At 57.5% G+C, this 19,960-nt stretch carries 16 protein-coding genes and 1 other annotated feature; of the genes, 7 read left to right on the top strand and 9 right to left on the bottom strand.

Going from position 1 to position 19,960, the window contains the following annotated elements; all coding sequences use genetic code 11:
* Positions 1-75: 75 nt before the first annotated feature.
* From thrC to MWH02_RS11960, 5 genes are all read right to left on the bottom strand, one after another.
* Positions 76-1,359, bottom strand: a complete 1,284-nt coding sequence (gene thrC, locus MWH02_RS11975; protein ID WP_008108676.1) for a threonine synthase — start codon at positions 1,357-1,359, stop codon at positions 76-78.
* 3 nt (positions 1,360-1,362) lie between these two features.
* The gene (gene thrB, locus MWH02_RS11970) at positions 1,363-2,292 is read right to left on the bottom strand and encodes a homoserine kinase (RefSeq protein WP_101762369.1); all 930 of its coding nucleotides are present in this window, start codon (positions 2,290-2,292) and stop codon (positions 1,363-1,365) included.
* 2 nt (positions 2,293-2,294) lie between these two features.
* Positions 2,295-4,757, bottom strand: a complete 2,463-nt coding sequence (gene thrA, locus MWH02_RS11965; protein WP_110867500.1) for a bifunctional aspartate kinase/homoserine dehydrogenase I — start codon at positions 4,755-4,757, stop codon at positions 2,295-2,297.
* A gap of 26 nt (positions 4,758-4,783) precedes the next feature.
* Positions 4,784-4,906 (bottom strand) — a sequence feature (Thr leader region).
* Complete coding sequence (gene thrL, locus MWH02_RS23095) at positions 4,842-4,913, bottom strand: thr operon leader peptide (RefSeq protein ID WP_071531027.1); 72 nt, start codon at positions 4,911-4,913, stop codon at positions 4,842-4,844. (Overlaps the previous feature by 65 nt.)
* Positions 4,914-5,102: 189 nt before the next feature.
* Positions 5,103-5,807, bottom strand: coding sequence for a tRNA/rRNA methyltransferase (locus MWH02_RS11960; protein WP_101762160.1), 705 nt, complete (start codon positions 5,805-5,807; stop codon positions 5,103-5,105).
* Positions 5,808-6,396: 589 nt separating this feature from the next.
* Between MWH02_RS11960 and arcA the strand changes: the two genes are divergently transcribed.
* Positions 6,397-7,113, top strand: coding sequence for a two-component system response regulator ArcA (arcA, locus tag MWH02_RS11955; protein WP_008108686.1), 717 nt, complete (start codon positions 6,397-6,399; stop codon positions 7,111-7,113).
* Between the two features lie 46 nt (positions 7,114-7,159).
* Here arcA and creA read toward each other — a convergent pair whose 3' ends face one another.
* A complete protein-coding gene (gene creA, locus MWH02_RS11950; RefSeq protein ID WP_101762161.1) occupies positions 7,160-7,633 on the bottom strand; it encodes a protein CreA in 474 nt (157 codons plus the stop codon).
* Between the two features lie 194 nt (positions 7,634-7,827).
* On the opposite strand from creA, the gene robA reads away from it, so the two are divergent.
* Positions 7,828-8,706, top strand: a complete 879-nt coding sequence (robA, locus tag MWH02_RS11945; protein WP_101762162.1) for an MDR efflux pump AcrAB transcriptional activator RobA — start codon at positions 7,828-7,830, stop codon at positions 8,704-8,706.
* Between the two features lie 37 nt (positions 8,707-8,743).
* Here the strand turns inward: robA and gpmB are convergent, their stop codons facing one another.
* Entirely contained in the window at positions 8,744-9,391 is a 648-nt protein-coding gene (gene gpmB / locus MWH02_RS11940; protein ID WP_101762163.1) for a 2,3-diphosphoglycerate-dependent phosphoglycerate mutase GpmB, read from the bottom strand.
* A gap of 51 nt (positions 9,392-9,442) precedes the next feature.
* Here gpmB and yjjX point away from each other — a divergent pair, with 51 nt between their 5' ends.
* On the top strand, positions 9,443-9,964 hold the full coding sequence (yjjX, locus tag MWH02_RS11935) for an inosine/xanthosine triphosphatase (protein WP_110867497.1): 522 nt from the start codon (positions 9,443-9,445) through the stop codon (positions 9,962-9,964).
* Here the strand turns inward: yjjX and trpR are convergent.
* Together trpR and sltY are read right to left on the bottom strand one after the other, a co-directional pair.
* Positions 9,961-10,284, bottom strand: a complete 324-nt coding sequence (trpR, locus tag MWH02_RS11930) for a trp operon repressor (RefSeq protein ID WP_101762165.1) — start codon at positions 10,282-10,284, stop codon at positions 9,961-9,963. The two genes, yjjX and trpR, sit on opposite strands and share 4 nt — an antisense overlap.
* A gap of 44 nt (positions 10,285-10,328) precedes the next feature.
* Positions 10,329-12,248 (bottom strand): murein transglycosylase, encoded by a 1,920-nt coding sequence (sltY, locus tag MWH02_RS11925; protein ID WP_271460704.1) that lies wholly within the window; start codon positions 12,246-12,248, stop codon positions 10,329-10,331.
* A gap of 258 nt (positions 12,249-12,506) precedes the next feature.
* Between sltY and atzF the strand changes: the two genes are divergently transcribed.
* From atzF to urtA, 4 genes are read left to right on the top strand one after another with little or no spacing between them, the layout of a single operon-like run.
* Positions 12,507-14,303, top strand: a complete 1,797-nt coding sequence (gene atzF, locus MWH02_RS11920; RefSeq protein WP_271460703.1) for an allophanate hydrolase — start codon at positions 12,507-12,509, stop codon at positions 14,301-14,303.
* 2 nt (positions 14,304-14,305) lie between these two features.
* The gene (uca, locus tag MWH02_RS11915) at positions 14,306-17,923 is read left to right on the top strand and encodes an urea carboxylase (RefSeq protein ID WP_271460702.1); all 3,618 of its coding nucleotides are present in this window, start codon (positions 14,306-14,308) and stop codon (positions 17,921-17,923) included.
* Between the two features lie 9 nt (positions 17,924-17,932).
* Positions 17,933-18,631 carry a GntR family transcriptional regulator gene (locus tag MWH02_RS11910; RefSeq protein WP_192412422.1) on the top strand — a complete coding sequence of 233 codons (699 nt, stop codon included), beginning with the start codon at positions 17,933-17,935 and terminating at the stop codon, positions 18,629-18,631.
* Positions 18,632-18,659: 28 nt separating this feature from the next.
* A complete protein-coding gene (gene urtA, locus MWH02_RS11905) occupies positions 18,660-19,928 on the top strand; it encodes an urea ABC transporter substrate-binding protein (protein ID WP_110867492.1) in 1,269 nt (422 codons plus the stop codon).
* The last annotated feature ends 32 nt before the right edge of the window (positions 19,929-19,960 follow it).

Here is a 19,960-nt window from a genome sequence, read left to right as displayed (position 1 = left end):
GTGGCAGCGTCTCCTTCCCCCGCTAGCGGGGGAAGGCCGGGATGGGGGACAGCGAGCACTGACCCCAGTCAGCACTTACTTCAGTAAGAACGCCCGCAGCTCCGCGAAATCGCCTTTCAGGTTGTGCGACAGCAGCGGCAAATCGGCGCGCTCGGCCAGCTCTTTTGGCAGCGGCAGATCCTGACCCAGAATCTCATCCACGCTCTCTTTGAACTTCGCCGGATGCGCAGTCCCGAGGAACAGGCCATATTCGCCCTCCTGCAGGTTGTCGCGCAGCAAACGGTAAGCAATCGCCGCATGCGGTTCAGAGATATAGCCAATCTCTGCCAGCTCGCGCATGGTGGATTTGGTGGTTTCATCGGTTACCGCGCCGTACGCCAGATCGGTCAAACGCCAGGTTTTGCGGCGGAACAGCTCTTCCACGCGCGGCCAGTTGTTCGGCTGGCTGACATCCATGGCGTTCGACAGCGTTGCTACCGTGGCGTTTGGCTGCCATGCTCCGTTGCCGAGGAAACGCGGCACGGTATCGTTAGCATTGGTCGCAGCGATAAAGCGCTTGATCGGCAGACCCAATGATTTCGCCAGCAGGCCAGCCGTTAAGTCACCGAAGTTACCGCTCGGCACCGACACCACCAGCTGATTGCGCTTCTCTTGTGGCAGCTGCGCTACCGCTTCGAAGTAGTAGCAAATCTGCGCCAGCAGACGGCTGATGTTGATGGAGTTCGCCGAGTTCAGGCCAATCGCCTTTTTCAGCTCTTCATCATCAAACGCCTGTTTCACCAACGCCTGACACGCATCGAAATCGCCTTCAACCGCGATGGTTTCGATGTTGCCGCCCAGCGTACAGAACAGTTTCTCCTGCAGCGGGCTGATTTTACCCTGCGGATAGAGAATCACCACGCGCACGTTTTCCATGCCGTAGAAGGCATGCGCCACGGCGGCGCCGGTATCGCCGGACGTGGCGGTCAGAATGGTGATCTGCTCATCCGCACCGCTCACATAGGAAAGCATCTGCGCCATAAAGCGGCCGCCGAAGTCTTTAAACGCCAGCGTTGGACCGTGGAACAGCTCGAGGCAGGCTACATCATCGCTGACCTTTGCCACCGGCGCCGGGAAAGCAAAGGCGTTTTTCACGCGCTCGGCCAGCTGATGCGCCGCAATTTCATCGCCAATGTAGGCAGAGAGAATTTTGCTGCTGCGGCTGACGAAATCCATCTCCAGCATGGCATCGATATCGGTCAATTCGAATTCCGGCAGTTCGAGCGGGAAAAACAGCCCTTGCTGCGAGCCGAGGCCCTGTTTAACGGCCTGAGCAAAACTAACCTGCTCGTTGTGATCCTTAAGGTTGTAGAGTTTCATGCGTTATCCCAATTTACGTGCGCCAGCCGTATCAAGACGGCAGATGTGGACGAAACCTTCTTCATTCTGCAGATAGTGCTGGCTCAGCCAGTCCGCCATCCGCTGTGCCGTTGCCATCTCGTTGCAAACGGCGAAAAGTGTCGGGCCGGAACCCGAAATGCCGCACGCCAGCGCGCCAATATCCTGCGCTGCTTTACGCGCATCGGCGAAGCCTGGCAGCAGTTTGGTGCGATACGGCTCGGCGATGACATCCTGCATAAGTTTAGCCGCCAGCCCAGGTTGACGCGTATGACAGGCGTGAATAAAGCCCGCCAGCAGGCGGCCATGCTTAATGGCATCCTCTTTGCGGTACTGTGCCGGCAGAATGGCACGCGCTTCGGCGGTGGAGACTTTTATCCCCGGATACGCCATCACCCACAGCCATTCGTCAAAGCACGGCACGTCCTGACTGATGATGCCGTTCTCTTCAATCATCAGCTGCACGCCGCCAAGGAAGCAGGGCGCAACGTTATCAAAATGTACGCTGCCGGAAATACGCCCTTCCAGCTCGCCCATCAGCGCCAGCAGTTCGGTGTCTTTGAGCGGTTTGCCGCAGAATTCGTTCATCGCCATTAAACCGGCAACCACCGAACAGGCACTTGAGCCGAGTCCGGAACCAATCGGCATATTCTTTTCCAGCGTCATCGCCACCGGAACTTGTTTACCAATCGCCTGGCAAAAACGCTCCCAGCACTGATAAACGATGTTCTCCTGCGGATTGGTCGGCAGTTTGCTGACAAAACGCCCGGAGTTCACCAGGCTAAAGCTGTCGGCGGCTTCCACGGAAACGCAGTCACCCAGCAAGGTGCCATCCACCGGTGAAACCGCCGCGCCAAGCACATCAAAGCCGACGCTGACGTTACCTATCGAGGCCGGTGCATAAATTTTTACCATCATCAAACTCCCAACTTCCACGACAGCGTACGCAGCAGGTCAGCAAACACGCCCGCTGCTGTGACATCATTCCCTGCACCATATCCACGCAGAACCAGCGGGATTGGCTGATAGTAGCGGCTGTAGAATGCCAGCGCATTCTCACCGTTCTTCACTTTGTACAGCGGATCGTTGCCGTCCACCGCGTCAATCTTCACTTTGCAGACGCCACCCTCTTCAATCGCGCCGACGAAGCGTAATACTTTACCTTCGTCACGCGCTTTGGCAACGCGCGCGGCAAAGGCGTTATCCAGCTCCGGCAGACGTTGCATAAACTGCTCAACGTCGGCGATCTCCGTCAGGCTGGCGGGCAGCAGCGGTTCGATATCGATATCGCTAAGCTCCAGCTGATGCCCCGCTTCACGCGCCAGAATCAGCAGCTTACGCGCCACATCGGTGCCAGAAAGATCGTCACGTGGATCCGGCTCGGTAAAGCCCATCTCACGCGCCATTTTGGTCGCTTCCGACAGCGAAACGCCCTCATCAAGCTTGCCGAAGATAAAAGAGAGCGAGCCAGAGAGAATACCGGAGAACTTGATCAGTTCATCCCCGGCATTCATCAGGTTTTGCAGGTTTTCGATCACCGGCAAACCGGCACCAACGTTGGTGTCGTACAGGAACTTACGGCGCGATTTTGCTGCCGCTGCACGCATCTGCTGGTAATAATTCCACGACGACGTGTTGGCCTTTTTGTTCGGCGTGACGACATGGAAACCTTCAGCGAGGAAATCGGCATATTGATCGGCAACCGCCTGGCTGGAGGTACAATCGACGATCACCGGGTTTAGCAGATGATACTCTTTCACCAAACGCATCAGGCGACCAAGATTGAATGGCTCTTTGGCTTCGTTCAGTTCTGCCTTCCAGTTGCTGAGATCGATACCGTGTACGTTGGTCAACAGCGCCCGCGAGTTAGCGATGCCGCACACGCGCAGATCGATATGCTTCTGTTTCAGCCATGTCTGCTGACGATGCAGCTGATCCAGCAACGCTGCGCCCACACCGCCAACGCCGACCACGAACACTTCAATGACCTGATCGGTAGCGAACAGCATCTGATGCACCACACGCACGCCGGTGGTGACTTCATCGTTGCTCACTACCACCGAGATGGAACGCTCAGACGAGCCCTGCGCAATCGCCACGATATTGATGTTGGCTCGCGCCAGCGCCGAGAAGAATTTAGCCGAGATGCCGCGCAGCGTACGCATGCCATCACCGACCACCGAGATCACCGCCAGCTGTTCCAGCACGTCCAGCGGATCGAGTAAGCCATCTTTCAACTCCAGATAGAACTCCTCCTCCAGCACGCGACGCGCACGCGCCTGCTCGCTTTGCGGTACGCAGAAGCTGATGCTGTATTCCGAAGAGGATTGGGTGATCAGTACCACGGAGATGCCGGTGCGTGACATTGCGGCGAAAACGCGCGCCGCCATGCCGACCATGCCTTTCATGCCCGGACCTGACACGTTGAACATCGCCATGTTATTCAGGTTAGTAATGCCTTTCACCGGATTCTCATCCAGCTCGCCTTCGCCACCAATTAAGGTGCCCGGCGCTTGCGGGTTAGCGGTGTTTTTGATCAGGCAAGGAATCTGGAACTGGGCGATGGGCGCGATGGTACGCGGGTGCAAGACTTTGGCGCCGAAGTAGGAGAGCTCCATTGCTTCCTGATACGACATCGATTTCAGTAAGCGCGCATCAGGCACCTGACGCGGGTCGCAGGTATACACACCGTCAACATCGGTCCAGATTTCACAGCAATCAGCGCGCAAACACGCAGCCAACACGGCAGCGGAGTAGTCAGAACCGTTGCGGCCCAGCACCACCAGTTCGCCCTTCTCATTACCGGCGGTGAAACCGGCCATCAGGATAAAGTGATCGGCAGGGATCTGGCTGGCGGCGATGCGACGCGTGGATTCGGCGATATCAACGGTGGATTCAAGGTAATGACCAATCGCCAGCAACTTCTCCACCGGATCGATAACGGTAACTTTGTGGCCGCGCGCCTGCAGCAGCGCTTCCATAATAGCAATCGACAGCTTTTCGCCACGGCAGATGATGGCGGCATTCACAGCGTCCGGGCATTGGCCCAGCAGGCTGATGCCGTGCAGCACTTGTTTCAGCTGTGCAAATTCCAGTTCAACGCGGGTTTTCAGTCCGTCATAATCAAAGCCCGGCTGCGCATCACGCAAGCCTTGCAACAGATCGGCAAAAATACGTTCGGCATCGCTGATATTCGGCAACGTGTCCAGGCCGCTGATGGTTTTCTCAATCATCGCCACCAGATGATTGGTAATTTTTGCTGGTGCAGAGAGTACGGTCGCAACCTGTCCCTGTTGTGCATTGCTTTCCAGAATATCCGCCACACGGAGAAAACGTTCCGCATTGGCTACTGAGGTTCCGCCGAATTTCAGCACTCGCATATTTGAAGCTCTCCTGAATTTTTGCCGAAAAAAAAGCCCGCACTGTTTAGGTGCGGGCTTTTTTCTTTGTTTTTCCTGTATGCGTCAGCCCGCACCGTTACCTGTGGTAATGGTGGTGGTAATAATAATTGTGGTGTTCAGGCTGAGTTTACGCATTTAGATTTTTTTCTGTCTGTCTTTGTCTTGTCCGTCTGCCTTCCAGAAGTAAAGCAAAGCGCACGTTAAGTCAACGAATTTGTCTTAGCCGCGCCGTCCCTGGCGTTGCGCAGTGCTGCGCTTGCTGAGGCAAAAATTATCGCGATCGTTCAGGAGATGCGGCGGATTGCCGCATCAGTCACTAGCATCTCAGGATTTATCCGAGCAATTATCTATAAGTTTTTTTTCTACGTCGTGTAACAAACGATGCAGCATGGCGCTGTCACGCTGTTCCAGCAGGCCGATGCGCTGATCGATCCAGTCCGCCATTTTAACGTCATCACTCACATCCAGCTTGACCAGTAACTGATGAAAGCGCTGGCGCAATGCCTGCAACTGCTGCTCATTCGCCACTTCTGCGGTCTCAGCCGCAATCTGATTGAGCGCCGACAGCTGATAGCAATACACCATCACCGCCTGACCGAGATTCAGCGACGGATAATCATTGGCCATCGGAATGCCGGTTAACAGATCGACCTGCTCCAGCTCTTCATTGGTTAAGCCGCTGTCTTCACGGCCAAACACCAGCGCGATGCGGCTCAGCCATTGGCGCTTCTCCTGCAGGATGTTTTCAACCTGGCTGGGCGTAGCGTAATAGCGGAATTTCGCGCGGCTACGTGCGGTGGTCGCTACGGAAAAATCGACATCCTTGAGCGCTTCGCTCAGCGTGGCGTAGGTTTTGACGTTATCGAGGATCTCACCGGCGCCGTGCGCCACTCGACGTGCTGCGGGATCTTGCCAGGCATCGCTGGCGACAATGCGCAGCTCGCTAAATCCCATGGTTTTCATAGCGCGAGCAGCCGCACCGATATTTTCCGGACGAGCGGGAGAGACAAGGATTAAGGGGAAATGCATGATTTTTCCATCGAACTGTTAACAACTCGCATTATGTTGGCATGCAGGAGAGAAAATACCAACTGCGGCTAGAGGAGAAAATAAGATGTTAACGATGTTAAAAGAGGGATAAATCCAGCTGCAGTGGAAATTAGCGGGCATAAGCAAAATTATCGGACCTATTGAATATAAAACCCTTTTCTTTCATATCATTGAAATATAATTTCCTGCGTGTTTTAGTTTTGGTTTTATAAGGACGAAATGTAGCAAAAATGCTGCATTTTGTGAGCTAAACTAGCAATCCTGGAGAAGTTTTTCATAAAAGTGTTAACGTGCTACACTTGCATTTGATATAAGTCAACGAAGCGTTGTTTTTATGCTTATCGGTTGTTGTTGGTGCTGTTAGGTTGCTGTTAATACGGTTAGGATGAGCGCCTGTCCGAGATCCTCGGGGCGTGCAAATATCCATCCTGACTGGCTGAGCTAACACTGAAGTTGACGTAGATGGATGGTGTATTCCGAAGATTATTTCGTATACCGGTTGCAGCACATTAGCGTAACCGACGTACGCCCTGTTTTCGATTTGTTGGCAAATTTTAGGTAGCGAAACATGCAGACCCCGCACATTCTTATCGTTGAAGACGAACTGGTCACGCGTAACACCCTCAAAAGTATCTTTGAGGCAGAAGGTTACGTGGTCTATGAAGCCACCGACGGCGCCGAGATGCATCAGGTTTTGACGGAAAATGACGTCAATCTGGTGATTATGGATATCAACCTGCCAGGTAAAAACGGTTTGCTGTTGGCGCGAGAATTGCGTGAGCAAGCAAACGTCGCGCTGATGTTCCTTACCGGCCGTGATAATGAAGTGGATAAAATCCTCGGTCTGGAAATCGGTGCCGATGATTACATCACCAAACCGTTCAACCCGCGTGAGTTGACGATTCGTGCACGCAATTTGCTGTCGCGCACCATGAATCTGGCGATGCCAAGTGAAGAACGCCGTACCGTTGAAAGCTATCGCTTCAACGGTTGGGAGCTGGATATCAACAGCCGCTCACTGATCAGTCCGAACGGCGACCAGTACAAGCTGCCGCGCAGTGAATTCCGCGCCATGCTGCACTTCTGTGAAAACCCTGGCAAAATCCAGACGCGTGGTGACTTGCTGAAGAAGATGACCGGCCGCGAGCTGAAGCCGCATGACCGTACCGTGGATGTCACCATCCGCCGCATCCGTAAGCATTTCGAATCCACGCCAGACACGCCAGAAATCATCGCCACCATTCACGGCGAAGGTTACCGCTTCTGCGGCGAACTGCAGGATTAAGCGTTGAAAGAAAAAACGCCCGTGAGGGCGTTTTTTTATGCCTGCATTAATGCCACGGCATAATCGGCACGGCGCTCAGCGCATTCTTCGGCGATCCATCCACCACCTTGTCGGAATAGCTTAGGTACACCAGCGCATGACGTTTCTGGTCAAAGAAGCGCACCACCTGCAGCTTCTTAAACACCAGTGATGTACGTTTTTTGAACACCACTTCACCTTGCGCCTTGCCTTGTGCGATTTTCTCGCTAAGCTCTACCGGTCCCACCTGTTGACAGGAGATGGCCGCGTCGGACGTGTCTTCCGCCAAACCTAATCCCCCTTTGATACCGCCGGTTTTTGCCCGGCTGATATAACAGGTTACATTTTTTACGTCGGGGTCATCGAAGGCTTCTACCACGATCTTATGATCGGGGCCAAATATCTTGAATACCGTGTCAACTGAGCCGATCTCTTCGGCCTGAACGCCAGCACTGAATACATATGTTGCCAACGTGATTATAAGAATACGAGCTATTGTCATTGAGTTACCATTGCCAATCGAATAGATGAGAATGTAATGTACTGTCAATCGAACAGAGAACCAAATCTAAAAGGGTTTTAACCCGCTTTGACTTAGCACACTCGATTAGCAAACCGCCCCCACGCTTTTGTGCATTTCGTGCTATTATTCGACGACTTCATAGTTGCGCCACCAGAGAGTTATGAGGATGTTTTATGGACCAAGCCGGTATCATTCGCGATTTGCTTGTCTGGCTGGAGAGCCATCTGGATCAACCGCTTTCATTAGATAACGTTGCGCAGAAAGCAGGCTACTCCAAGTGGCATCTACAGCGGATGTTCAAGGAAGTAACCAGCCACGCGATTGGTGCGTACATTCGCGCGCGTAGGCTGTCGAAAGCCGCGGTGGCGCTTCGCCTGACCAGCCGCCCCATCCTCGACATCGCGTTACAATATCGCTTCGATTCGCAGCAGACCTTTACCCGTGCGTTTAAAAAGCAATTCAACCAAACGCCTGCCTGGTATCGTCGCTCATCGGAGTGGAACTCGTTTGGCATTCGCCCGCCAATTCGTCTCGACGATAACAGCATGCCGGAAGCGCAGTTTGTCACGCTGCCAGAAACGGTGCTGGTCGGCCAGACGCAGAGTTACTCCTGTACGCTGGAGCAGATTTCCAGCTACCGCGATGAGATGCGCCTGCATTTCTGGAAGCAGTTCCTGCTGGAAACCGACACGGTGCCGCCGGTGCTGTATGGCTTGCATCAGGTGCGCGCCAGCCATGAAAAAGATGATGAGCAGGAGATTCTCTACACCACTGCGGTGCCTGCCGATCAGCTGGCAAAAAGCATGCAGTCGAATCAGAGCGTGATTGTGGAAGCCGGTGATTACGTGCAGTTCACCTACAACGGTGCGCGCAGCGCGCTGGGTGAATTTATCCTGCTTCTGTACGGCACTTGTATGCCAACGCTGGGATTAGTGCGTCGTCAGGGACAGGACATCGAGCGTTTCTACACGCACGGGGGTAAAAAACGTAGCGAGCCGCCAACGGAAATCCGCTGCGAATACCTGATTCCGATTCGCCAACAGAATAACTAATAAAAAATGCCGTCATCGCGACGGCATTTTTTTTGGCTTAGCGTTGAAGCTCGTCTAACGCTGGCGCATCCAGATGCGACACATCGCCCGCCGTCTCAACCACCCAACCGGCCGCCAGCCACGCGCTCTGCTGATGATCCACGCGCGAGATCGAGCAATTCCGCAAACGCAAACGACGTTCCGCATGCGCAGGCAAACCGAGAATGGTACTGACCAACACGCCCAGCGCCATCCCGTGGCTGACAATCAGCGGACGGCTGCCGGCAGGCAACTCCAGCAGTGCATTCAGCGCTTCGTGCATCCGCGTCGCCATCTCCGCCATCGATTCGCCACCCGGAATACGTCCAGCAGTGGTGCCATCCACCAGCGTTTTCCGCCAGTGTTCCTCTTCTTCGGTTAAGCCATCAAGTGGACGTTGTTCCAGGCAGCCCATATTGAGCTCGCGCAGACGCGCATCAAGCGTCACGGTGCAGCCACACGCATCGGCGATAATCTCTGCCGTACGCCGCGTCCGTCCCAAATCGCTGGCAATCACATGGGTAATGCCCAGCGATTTCACTCGCTCGCCCACTTGCTGAGCCTGCTGCTCACCTTTTTCCGTTAACGGGCTGTCAGACTGCCCCTGAATGCGCCGAGCCGCATTCCATACCGTTTCACCGTGACGAACAAGATAGACCTGTAGCATGCTTAATTTCCGTTATACTGCGACAAATTTGCCTCGAGGGTTCAAACAATTATGTACCATGTTGTCGCAGCCACCATCAACCCGGCAAAAATTCGCGCGATTGCTCAGGCGTTCAACGACGTTTTCGGCGAAGGATCCTGCCACATCGAAGGGGTTGAGGTCGAGAGCGGCGTCGCAGCCCAGCCACTTAGTGATGTTGAAACGCGAACTGGCGCACGTCAGCGGGTAGAGAACGCGCGTCAAACGCGTCCACGGGCCGATTATTGGGTGGCGATCGAAGCGGGCATTGAAGGCGATTGCGCCTTTGCGTGGATGGTGGTTGAAAACGCGCAGCAGCGCGGAGAATCACGTTCGGCCAGCTTTACGCTGCCGCCGATTGTCGTGTCAGGCTTAGCCGCCGGGCATGAACTGGGTGATGAGATGGCACGCTTAACCGGCGTGGAGAATATCAAACACAAAGGTGGCGCGATTGGTGCCCTCACCCACGGCCTGCTTAGCCGCTCCAGCGTCTACCATCAGGCGTTGATTCTGGCGCTGTGTCCGTTCACCCATCCGCTCTACAGCCAGCGTTAACCGCGGCCGAGACGCGCTTCCAGCCAGCGTTTTAGCTCTGGCGGCGCCTCTTTCAGACTATTAGACCCGCGCGTAATGGTGGCGATGCCGACGCCCAACTCATTCTTCAGTTCACGCTGGCTCATATCGCCGTTCATCAGCTCTTCAATAATGCGCAAACGCGTCCCGTAGGATTCACGTTCATCCGGCGTCATCATCAGTTGTAATAACGGCAGCGCCACGCCATCGGCAAAGGCATTTTGCATCAGTTCGATAAATCGCAGCCAGTTATCTTCAACAGGCTGAGCCGATTCCGGCTGGGAAGAAAGGGGTTGGCTCATGAAGGGCTTCCGTACTCATTAACGAGTACGGAAGCATAGCACAGTCAATACTGGCGATTCCACTCACTGTCGGCGAGAATCTTGTCCGGCTTGCCCATGAAGTAGCGGTAATAGGCATCGTAGGCCAGCACGTTTTTCACGTAGCCACGCGTTTCTGAGAACGGGATGGTTTCGATAAACGCCACCGCATCCAGATTACCGCCGCTGGTTTTCTGCCAGCTGCGCACGCGTCCCGGACCGGCGTTATAGGCGGCCGAAGAGAAGATGCGGTTCTGACCAAACTGCTGATAGACATACTCCAGATACTGCGTACCGATCTGAATATTGGTCTGCGGATCCAGCAGCTGGCTGCTGTTCACATAGCCGGGAATGTTATACATCTTCACGGTATGCGTCGCCGTAGCGGGCATCACCTGCATCAATCCGCTGGCGCCCACCGGTGAACGCGCTTTCGGATTCCACGCGCTCTCCTGACGCGAAATCGCCATCGCATAACTCTGCGGAATGCCTTTGTCGCTGGTGTATTGCTGGTAAAGGTTTTGCCACGCCAGCGGGAAGCGCTCTTTCAGGCTATCCCACATTTTCGCGGTGATGGTGGCCTGCACGCTGAGATCCCACCAATCCTGCTCGTTAGCGTAACGCGCCAGCATCTGCTGCTGCGAACGGGTTTTGCTGGAGATCAGATTGGCCCACTCGCTGCGTGCCAGGTTATCCAGCCCCCAATACATCAGCTCACGCACGCGCGCCATTTCCGCACCTTGCGTCACGCTGCTGTCGGCTGCCGGAGCCTTGTCGACCTGCAACGGATACTCCACGCCCAAACGCTGCGCCGCGACCATCGGATAGAAGCCGCGCGCCTGCATCAGCTTCCGCAGAATATCGTTGGCTTCCTCTTTACGGCCCTGCGAAATCAGCAGATCCGCCTGCCAGTATTGCCACTCATCTTTCTCTTTGGCTTCCACCGGCAAACGCGCGATCCAGGTATTGAGACCACGACGATCGTTCTGGCTCAGCGCCAGGCGTACGCGGCGCTCCACCAGCGCGGTAGATTCGCTGTTCATCACCACCGCATCACGCCAGCGCGCCTGCTCGCTGGTGAGATCCGCGCCCATCATGCGCCACACCACGGTCTCTTTCAGGTCCTGCTCATCGGCCTGGCTCATCTTCTGCGCCTGCACCAGCTGCGGGATCATCATGCGCGCGTTATCCATATCCTCACGCGCCACGCGGGCGAAGGCATAGCTGGTCGCCATGCGGGTGAAATCGGTGGGTCCCATGCTGCTGGCAAAGGTGGTGACGGTTTGCGGATTCTGCTGCAGCGCAATCAGCGCGCTGGCGGTGGTTTGAAAATCCGCCGGCAGCATTTTCGCCAGGTAATTCACCAGGCTGTCGTTACCGGCTTTCATCGCCAGACGAATACGCTCAAGAATGGTGATCGGCGAGAGTTGCCCGCTGGCTTGCCATACCGAAAACAGCTTGTCGCAGTCGTTCGGTAACGCGGTGCCGCGCAGCCAAATCTCTTTCGCACCGGCAAACGCCGCCTGCTGCTGGCCAGTCGCCCACTTAGCGTAATACCAGTTACAGCGCGCCTGCACCGGTTTCGGTTCATCCGGGCTGAAGCTGAGTACGCCCTGCCAATCCTGACGGTTCGCCAGCACATTCACAAAGCGCGTTGAGAGCGAGCGCGCCGGCGGCAGCGTAGGATACTGTTGAATAAAGTTCTTCACCGCCAGCGGTGTCTCTTGATCGAGATCCTGCGCCAGCAGGCGATATTGCAGATACGGGTAGAGCGGATAATCCTGCAGCGTCGGCATCAGCTGCGTCACCTGGTCCATCTGTTTGTTATCCCAGGCTTGCTTGATTTGCGCATAGCGCTGTCGCTGCTGATCCAGCGAATCGGCCCATACGCTGCTGGCCGTGCTGGCCAGACAGATCCCTAGCATCCAGTAACGCCACTTCTCCATTACGCTCTCCTCTCAGTGCTGCGATCCAGCTCATGCCAGACTTCTTTCATGCTAACCAGGCCAACCGTCTCTTGCCATGTTCTTCACAAAATTTACGCTCGCGCACCGCCGTTGCGCAGCGTTTGCGCCGCCGTTGTGCAATTTATCATCAGAAAAACGTATTACACATCAATTAACTACGCGGTTTCATCGGCTTACAAAAATGGCACGCGCTTTGCTCTGTTGAATTCCATCTTGTATACCAGTTGGAATTCACTCATGGCATCGACCTTTGGCTTTACGCTCCAGGATTGGCAACGCAGTTACCAACAGGATCCACAACAGATTACCGCCTTGCTGGCGGCTCATCTCGACGCCATCGACGCGCAGGATAACGCGTGGCTCTATCTCGCCACGCCCGCGCAGCTGCAGGCACAGATTGAACCGCTGCTGGCGAGCTATCAGCGCAACCCGGCGGCGCTGCCGCTGTTTGGCGTGCCGTTTGCGGTAAAAGATAATATCGATGTCGCCGGCTGGCCGACCAGCGCCGCCTGCCCGGCCTTCACCTACACCGCCGAAGCCGATGCCTTTGTTGTCGCGCAGCTCAAAGCAGCAGGCGCGGTGGTGATTGGCAAAACCAACCTCGACCAATACGCCACCGGCTTAGTCGGCACGCGTTCGCCGTTTGGTGCCGTGAGCAACACCTTCAATCCTGATTACGTCAGCGGCGGTTCCAGCTCCGGTTCTGCGTCGGTGCTGGCGCGCGGTCTGGTGGGCTTCTCACTCGGCACCGACACCGCCGGTTCGGGCCGCGTGCCCGCCGGTTTCAACAACATCGTTGGCCTCAAGCCGACCAAAGGTTGGTTCTCTGCCAGCGGCGTGGTGCCGGCTTGCCGCCTCAATGACACCATTTCCGTGTTTGCGTTAACCGTCGAAGATGCCTTCGCGGTGGCTACCGCAGCGGGCGGCTATGACGCGGGCGATGCCTATTCGCGCAGCAATCCGCACACCGCGCCAGCTAGCTTCAAAGCGCAGCCCGATTTCGCCATTCCCGCCACGCCCGAGTTCTTCGGCGACAAACAGGCAGAAGCGGCCTGGCTGGCGGCGCTGGAGCAATTGCAGGCTGGCGGCGCCACGCTGCATCCGATCGATTTTTCCCTGTTCCATCAACTCGCCGAGCAGCTCTATTACGGTCCGTGGGTTGCCGAACGCACCGTGGCGGTGGGCGAGATGATCAACCGCCCGGAAGAGATGGATCCGGTGGTGTACGGCATCGTCAGCAGCGGCCTGAAATACACCGCAGTCGAAGCCTATCAGGCGGAATACCTACGCGCCGAACTGACGCGCCAGATTCAGCAAACGCTGGCGCAGTTCGATGCGCTGTTGGTGCCCACCTCGCCAACCATCCATACGCTGGACGAAATGCAGCAGGAGCCGGTGCACTACAACTCGCAGTTCGGCACCTACACCAATTTCACCAACCTGGCCGATCTCAGCGCGCTGGCGCTGCCTGCGCCGTTCCGCGCCGATGGATTGCCCGCCGGCATCACGCTGATTGCACCTGCGTGGCACGATCGCGCACTGGCTGGTTTTGGCCTGCGCTGGCAGCAGCAGATGGCGCTGCCGCTCGGTGCTACTGGCAAGGCGCAGCCTACTCAGCAAGGCGCATTGCCGGTTTCCGCCGATCACGTCCGCGTGGCGGTGGTGGGCGCGCATCTCACCGGCATGCCGCTCAACTTCCAGCTCACCACGCGCCAGGCGGTGCTGGTCGAAGAGACGCAAACCGCCAGCCATTACCGTCTGTTCGCCCTGCTTGATGGCCCGATTAAGAAGCCGGGCCTGCTGCGTGGCGAGAGCGGTGCGGCGATCACCGTGGAACTGTGGGATATCCCGCTGGCGCGCTTTGGCGAGTTCGTGGCGGAAATCCCGGCCCCGCTCGGCATTGGCTCGCTGACGCTGGCCGACGGACGCATCGTCAAAGGCTTTATCTGTGAACCGGCGGTGCTGTCGCAGGCGCTGGAAATTACCGAATTTGGCGGCTGGCGCAACTGGCTGGCCTCTCTGGGGAGTAAATAAGCATGTTCAGCACCGTTCTGATTGCTAACCGTGGCGAAATCGCCTGCCGCGCCATTCGCACCTTAAAACGCCTCGGCGTGAAAAGCGTCGCCGTCTATTCCGATGCTGACCGCAACGCGCGCCACGTCAAAGAAGCAGACGTCGCCATCGCCCTCGGCGGCGACAAAGCCAGCGACAGCTATTTACGCATCGATAAAATCCTCGCCGCCGCACAGGAAACCGGCGCGCAAGCCATCTGGCCGGGCTACGGTTTCCTGTCAGAAAGCCTGCCGTTTGCCGATGCCTGTGAAAAAGCCGGCATCGCCTTTGTCGGCCCCACCGCGCAGCAGATTGGCGAGTTTGGCCTGAAACACCGCGCGCGTGAGCTCGCCGCCAGCGCAGGCGTGCCGATGACGCCGGGCACGCCGCTGCTGAGTTCGCTGGAAGAAGCTTTAAGCGCCGCCGACACCATCGGCTATCCGGTGATGCTGAAAAGCACCGCGGGCGGCGGCGGCATTGGCCTGACGCGCTGCGCCGACGCCGATGCGCTACGCAATGCGTGGGAGAGCGTGCGCCGCCTTGGCGAGCAGTTCTTCAGCGATGCGGGCGTGTTTTTAGAACGCTGCATCGATCGCGCGCGCCACGTTGAAGTGCAGATTTTTGGCGACGGCAGCGGCAAAGTGATCGCGCTCGGCGAACGCGACTGTTCGCTGCAGCGCCGCAACCAGAAAGTGGTCGAAGAGACGCCTGCACCGAATCTACCGCAGGCAACGCGTGAAGCGCTGCTCTCTTCTGCGGTGCGCCTCGGCGAGCTGGTGAATTATCGCAGCGCCGGTACGGTGGAATACATCTACGACGCCGAACAAGATGCCTTCTACTTCCTCGAAGTGAACACCCGCCTGCAGGTTGAACATCCGGTCACCGAATGTGTTACCGGCCTCGATCTGGTTGAGTGCATGCTGAAAGTCGCCGCTGGCGATGCCATCGACTGGGCGCGCCTGCAACAAGCGCCCGCTGGCGCATCGATTGAAGTGCGTATCTACGCCGAAGATCCGCTGAAAAACTTCCAGCCCAGCCCCGGCGTGCTGACCCACGTCAGTTTCCCGGATGACGTGCGCGTTGATGGCTGGATCGCTACCGGCACCGAAGTCTCGGCGTTTTACGATCCGATGGTCGCCAAACTGATCGTGCATGCCGAGACGCGCGCAGCGGCGCTGGCGAAGATGCAGCAGGCGCTCGACGCCACGCAGCTGCACGGCATCGCCAGCAATCTCGATTATCTGCGCCAGATCGTCGCCACCGACGCCTTCCGCAGCGGCAACGTGTGGACGCGCTTCCTCGATAGCTTCACACCAGCCGCCAGCGTGATTGAAGTGCTGCAACCCGGCACCTTCAGCAGCATTCAGGATTTCCCTGGCCGCCTCGGTTATTGGGATATCGGCGTGCCACCGTCCGGCCCAATGGACGATTTCGCCTTCCGCCTCGCCAACCGCATTGTTGGCAACCACGACAGCGCCGCCGGACTGGAATTCACGCTGCAAGGCCCCACGCTGCGCTTCCACAGCGATGCCGTTATCGCCCTGACCGGCGCTGATTGCCCAGCCGACGTCGATGGCGAAAACATCGCCTACTGGCAGCCCGTCAGCGTCAAAGCGGGACAAACCCTGACGCTGGGCCGCGCGCAGAGCGGCTGCCGCACCTACTTAGCGGTACGCAACGGGTTCGATGTGCCGGAATATCTCGGCAGCCGATCCACCTTCTCACTCGGCCAGTTTGGCGGCCACGCCGGACGCACTCTGCGCGTCGCCGACATGCTGCCAATTTCTCAGCCGCAGCTCGCTGCCTGCACCACGCCCGCGCCGGTCAGCGCACCGCAGGCGCTCGATCATGCGCTGGTGCCGCACTACGGCACTGAATGGCGCATCGGCGTGCTGTATGGACCGCACGGCGCACCGGATTTCTTCACTCAGGCGGCGATTGATGAGTTCTTTGCCAGCGACTGGCAGGTGCACTACAACTCCAACCGCCTCGGCGTGCGTTTGGTTGGCCCGAAACCGACATGGACGCGCGCCAACGGCGGCGAAGCCGGCCTGCATCCGTCCAACGTGCATGACTGCGAATACGCCATCGGCGCGGTGAACTTCACCGGCGACTTCCCGGTGATCCTGACGCACGACGGCCCTAGCCTCGGCGGCTTCGTCTGCCCGGTGACCATCGCCAAAGCCGAACTGTGGAAAGTCGGCCAGGTGAAACCGGGCGATAAAATTCGCTTCCACCCAATCAGCGCCGACGAAGCGGTGGCGCTGGAAAAAGCCCAGGCGCACAGCGTGGCCACGCTGCGCAGCAGCCACGCGCCGGCCTTTGCGGTGCCCTCTTTAGCAGCCAGCGCTATCGGTTCCGCCACCTTGCTGGCGGCGCTCCCCGCCACGGCAACCACGCCAGCGGCGGTTTATCGCCAGGCGGGCGACAAATATGTGCTGATTGAGTACGGCGATAACGTGCTGGATCTGGCGCTGCGTCTGCGCGTGCATCTGCTGATGAATGCGCTACGTGAACGCGCGGTGCCGGGCGTGGAAGAGCTGTCGCCGGGCGTGCGCTCTCTGCAGGTGCGCTACGACAGCCTGATTCTCAGCCAGAAACAGCTGATGCAGCTGCTGCTGGAACTGGAAGCCGGGCTCGGCGATGTCAGCCAGCTGAAAGTGCCGTCGCGCATTGTCTGGATGCCGATGGCCTTCGAAGACAGCGCCACACTCGGCGCGGTCGAACGTTATCAGGAAACTGTGCGTGCCAGCGCGCCGTGGCTGCCAAATAACGTCGATTTTATCCAGCGTATTAATGGCCTGGCGAGCCGCGAAGCGGTGCGCGACACCCTTTTTGATGCCAGCTACCTGATTCTCGGCCTCGGCGATGTCTATCTCGGCGCGCCGTGCGCGGTACCGATCGATCCACGCCATCGTCTGCTGAGCTCCAAATACAGCCCGGCGCGCACCTTTACCGCTGAAGGCACGGTTGGCATTGGCGGCATGTACATGTGCATCTACGGCATGGATTCACCCGGCGGCTATCAGTTGGTGGGCCGCACACTACCAATCTGGAACAAGTTCCTGAAAAACGAGCAGTTTGCGGCCGACGAGCCGTGGCTGCTGCACTTCTTCGATCAGGTGCGCTTTTATCCGGTAACGGAAAACGAACTGACGCAGCTGCGCGATGACTTCCGCGAAGGCCGCGCCACGGTGCGCATCGAAGAAACGGTCTTCGACTTCGCCGCCCATCATCAATTCCTGGCGGAAAATGCCGCATCGATCAGCGATTTCCGCCAGCGTCAGTCCGCCGCCTTCGAACAGGAAGTGACGCTGTGGGCGCAGGAAGAGCAGAACGCGCCGCTCACCAGCGAGGAGACGCTGGTGGTGGCCGAAGCCGACGACGATGCGCTGGCGGTGTGCGCCGATATGAACGGCAACATCTGGAAAGTGCTGGTTCAGCCAGGCGACGCGGTGGAAGCCGGTCAAACGCTGATCATCGTGGAAGCGATGAAAATGGAACTGGCGATTGTCGCGCCGCAGGCCGGCACCGTGAAACGCATTGCCTGCCAGGCAGGACGTCCGGTGAGTCCGGGCGATGCCCTGCTGTGGCTGGAATAAGGAGTCGGCATGAACACGAGCCCTCGTAGCAAAGGTCGTCCGGAAGCGCTGGCCGAAAAGGTTTATCAGGCGCTGAAACAGGACATTTTTGAGTTCCGACTGATGCCGGGCGATCGCTTCAGCGAAAACGAAATCGCCGATCGGCTGGAAGTGAGCCGCACGCCGGTGCGTCAGGCGCTGTTCTGGCTGGAGCGCGAGGGCTACGTCGAAGTGTGGTTCCGCAGCGGCTGGCAGGTGAAGCCGTTTGACTTTGAATATTTCGAAGAGCTGTACGACTTTCGCACCGTGCTGGAGTGCGAAGCGGTACGCCGCTTGTGCGCACTGCCCGCACCGCAGTGCATCGACATGCTCACCGCGCTGAAAAGCTTCTGGATGGATGCACCGCCGCTGGCCGATGGCAAAGCGGTTTCGGCGCAGGATGAAGCCTTTCACATGGCGCTGGTGGCCGCCGCTGGCAATCAGGAGATGGCGCGCATCCACGCCGAACTGACCGAAAAAATCCGCATCATTCGCCGTCTCGATTTTACCCGAGACGACCGAATGGAGGCGACATACCGCGAGCACGCTCAGATTTTACGGGCGATTTTCCAGCAACAAACCGAGGAGGCGCAGCGCATTTTAACCGACCACATCGCCGTCAGTAAGGCAGAGGTCAGAAAGATCACATTGCATATGTTACAGCAGGCTCGACTTCAACCCATTGAATAACAATACAAACATCGTGAGGGGTTTACTGATGAAAAGACGTTCGTTGCTCAAGGCTTTCGCGCTCTCTGCCTCTGTGGCCAGCATGGGCTTTGCCTTTGCGGCGCAGGCTGCTGACACCATCAAGGTGGGCATTATGTCCTCCCTCTCCGGCACCATGGCGATCTCCGAAACGCCGCTGAAGGATGTGGCGCTGATGACTATCGATGAGATCAACGCCAAAGGCGGCGTGCTGGGCAAAAAGCTGGAACCGGTGGTGGTCGATCCGGCCTCCAACTGGCCGCTTTTCGCTGAGAAAGCGCGCCAGCTGCTGACCCAAGACAAAGTGGCGGCGGTGTTTGGCTGCTGGACTTCGGTATCGCGTAAATCGGTGCTACCGGTGTTTGAGGAGCTGAACGGCCTGCTGTTCTATCCGGTGCAGTACGAAGGCGAAGAGATGTCGCCGAACGTGTTCTACACCGGCGCCGCGCCGAACCAACAGGCGATTCCGGCGGTGGAATACCTGATGAGTGAAGATGGCGGCAGCGCGAAACGCTTCTTCCTGCTGGGCACCGACTACGTCTATCCGCGCACCACCAACAAGATACTGCGCGCCTTCCTGCACACCAAAGGGGTACAGGATAAAGACATCGAAGAGGTCTATACGCCGTTTGGTTACAGCGATTATCAGACCATCGTCTCCAACATTAAGAAGTTCTCTGCCGGTGGCAAAACCGCGGTGATCTCCACCATCAACGGCGACTCCAACGTGCCGTTCTACAAAGAGCTGGCCAATCAGGGCATCAAAGCCACGGATATCCCGGTGATCGCCTTCTCGGTCGGCGAGGAAGAGTTGCGCGGCATTGATACCAAACCGCTGGTCGGTCAGCTAGCGGCGTGGAACTACTTCGAGTCGGTGGATAACCCAACTAACCAGAAGTTCGTCGCGGATTACCGCGCCTACGCTAAGGCGCACAACCTGCCGAACGCCAACACCGTGGTGACCAACGACCCGATGGAAGCGACCTACGTTGGCCTGCACATGTGGGCGCAGGCGGTAGAGAAAGCGGGCACCACCGATGTGGATAAAGTGCGCGCGGCGATGGCGGGACAGACCTTTAAAGCCCCGGACGGTTTCACCCTGACCATGGATAAAACCAACCATCACCTGCATAAGCCAGTGATGATTGGTGAAGTGGAAGAGAACGGTCAGTTCAACGTGGTGTGGCAGACCGAGCAACCGGTACGCGCCCAGCCGTGGAGCCCGTACATTGCGGGTAATGATAAGAAGCCGGACCATCCGGTGAAATCAACGCAGTAGGGGTTGTGCTGGCTGTCCCCCTCCTCGGTCCT

Source organism: Pantoea leporis (assembly GCF_028048155.1).
Classification (GTDB): Bacteria; Pseudomonadota; Gammaproteobacteria; order Enterobacterales; family Enterobacteriaceae; genus Pantoea; species Pantoea leporis.
The sequence above is the reverse complement of the archived record's forward strand: the minus strand, read 5'-3'. Positions and strand labels throughout refer to the sequence as shown.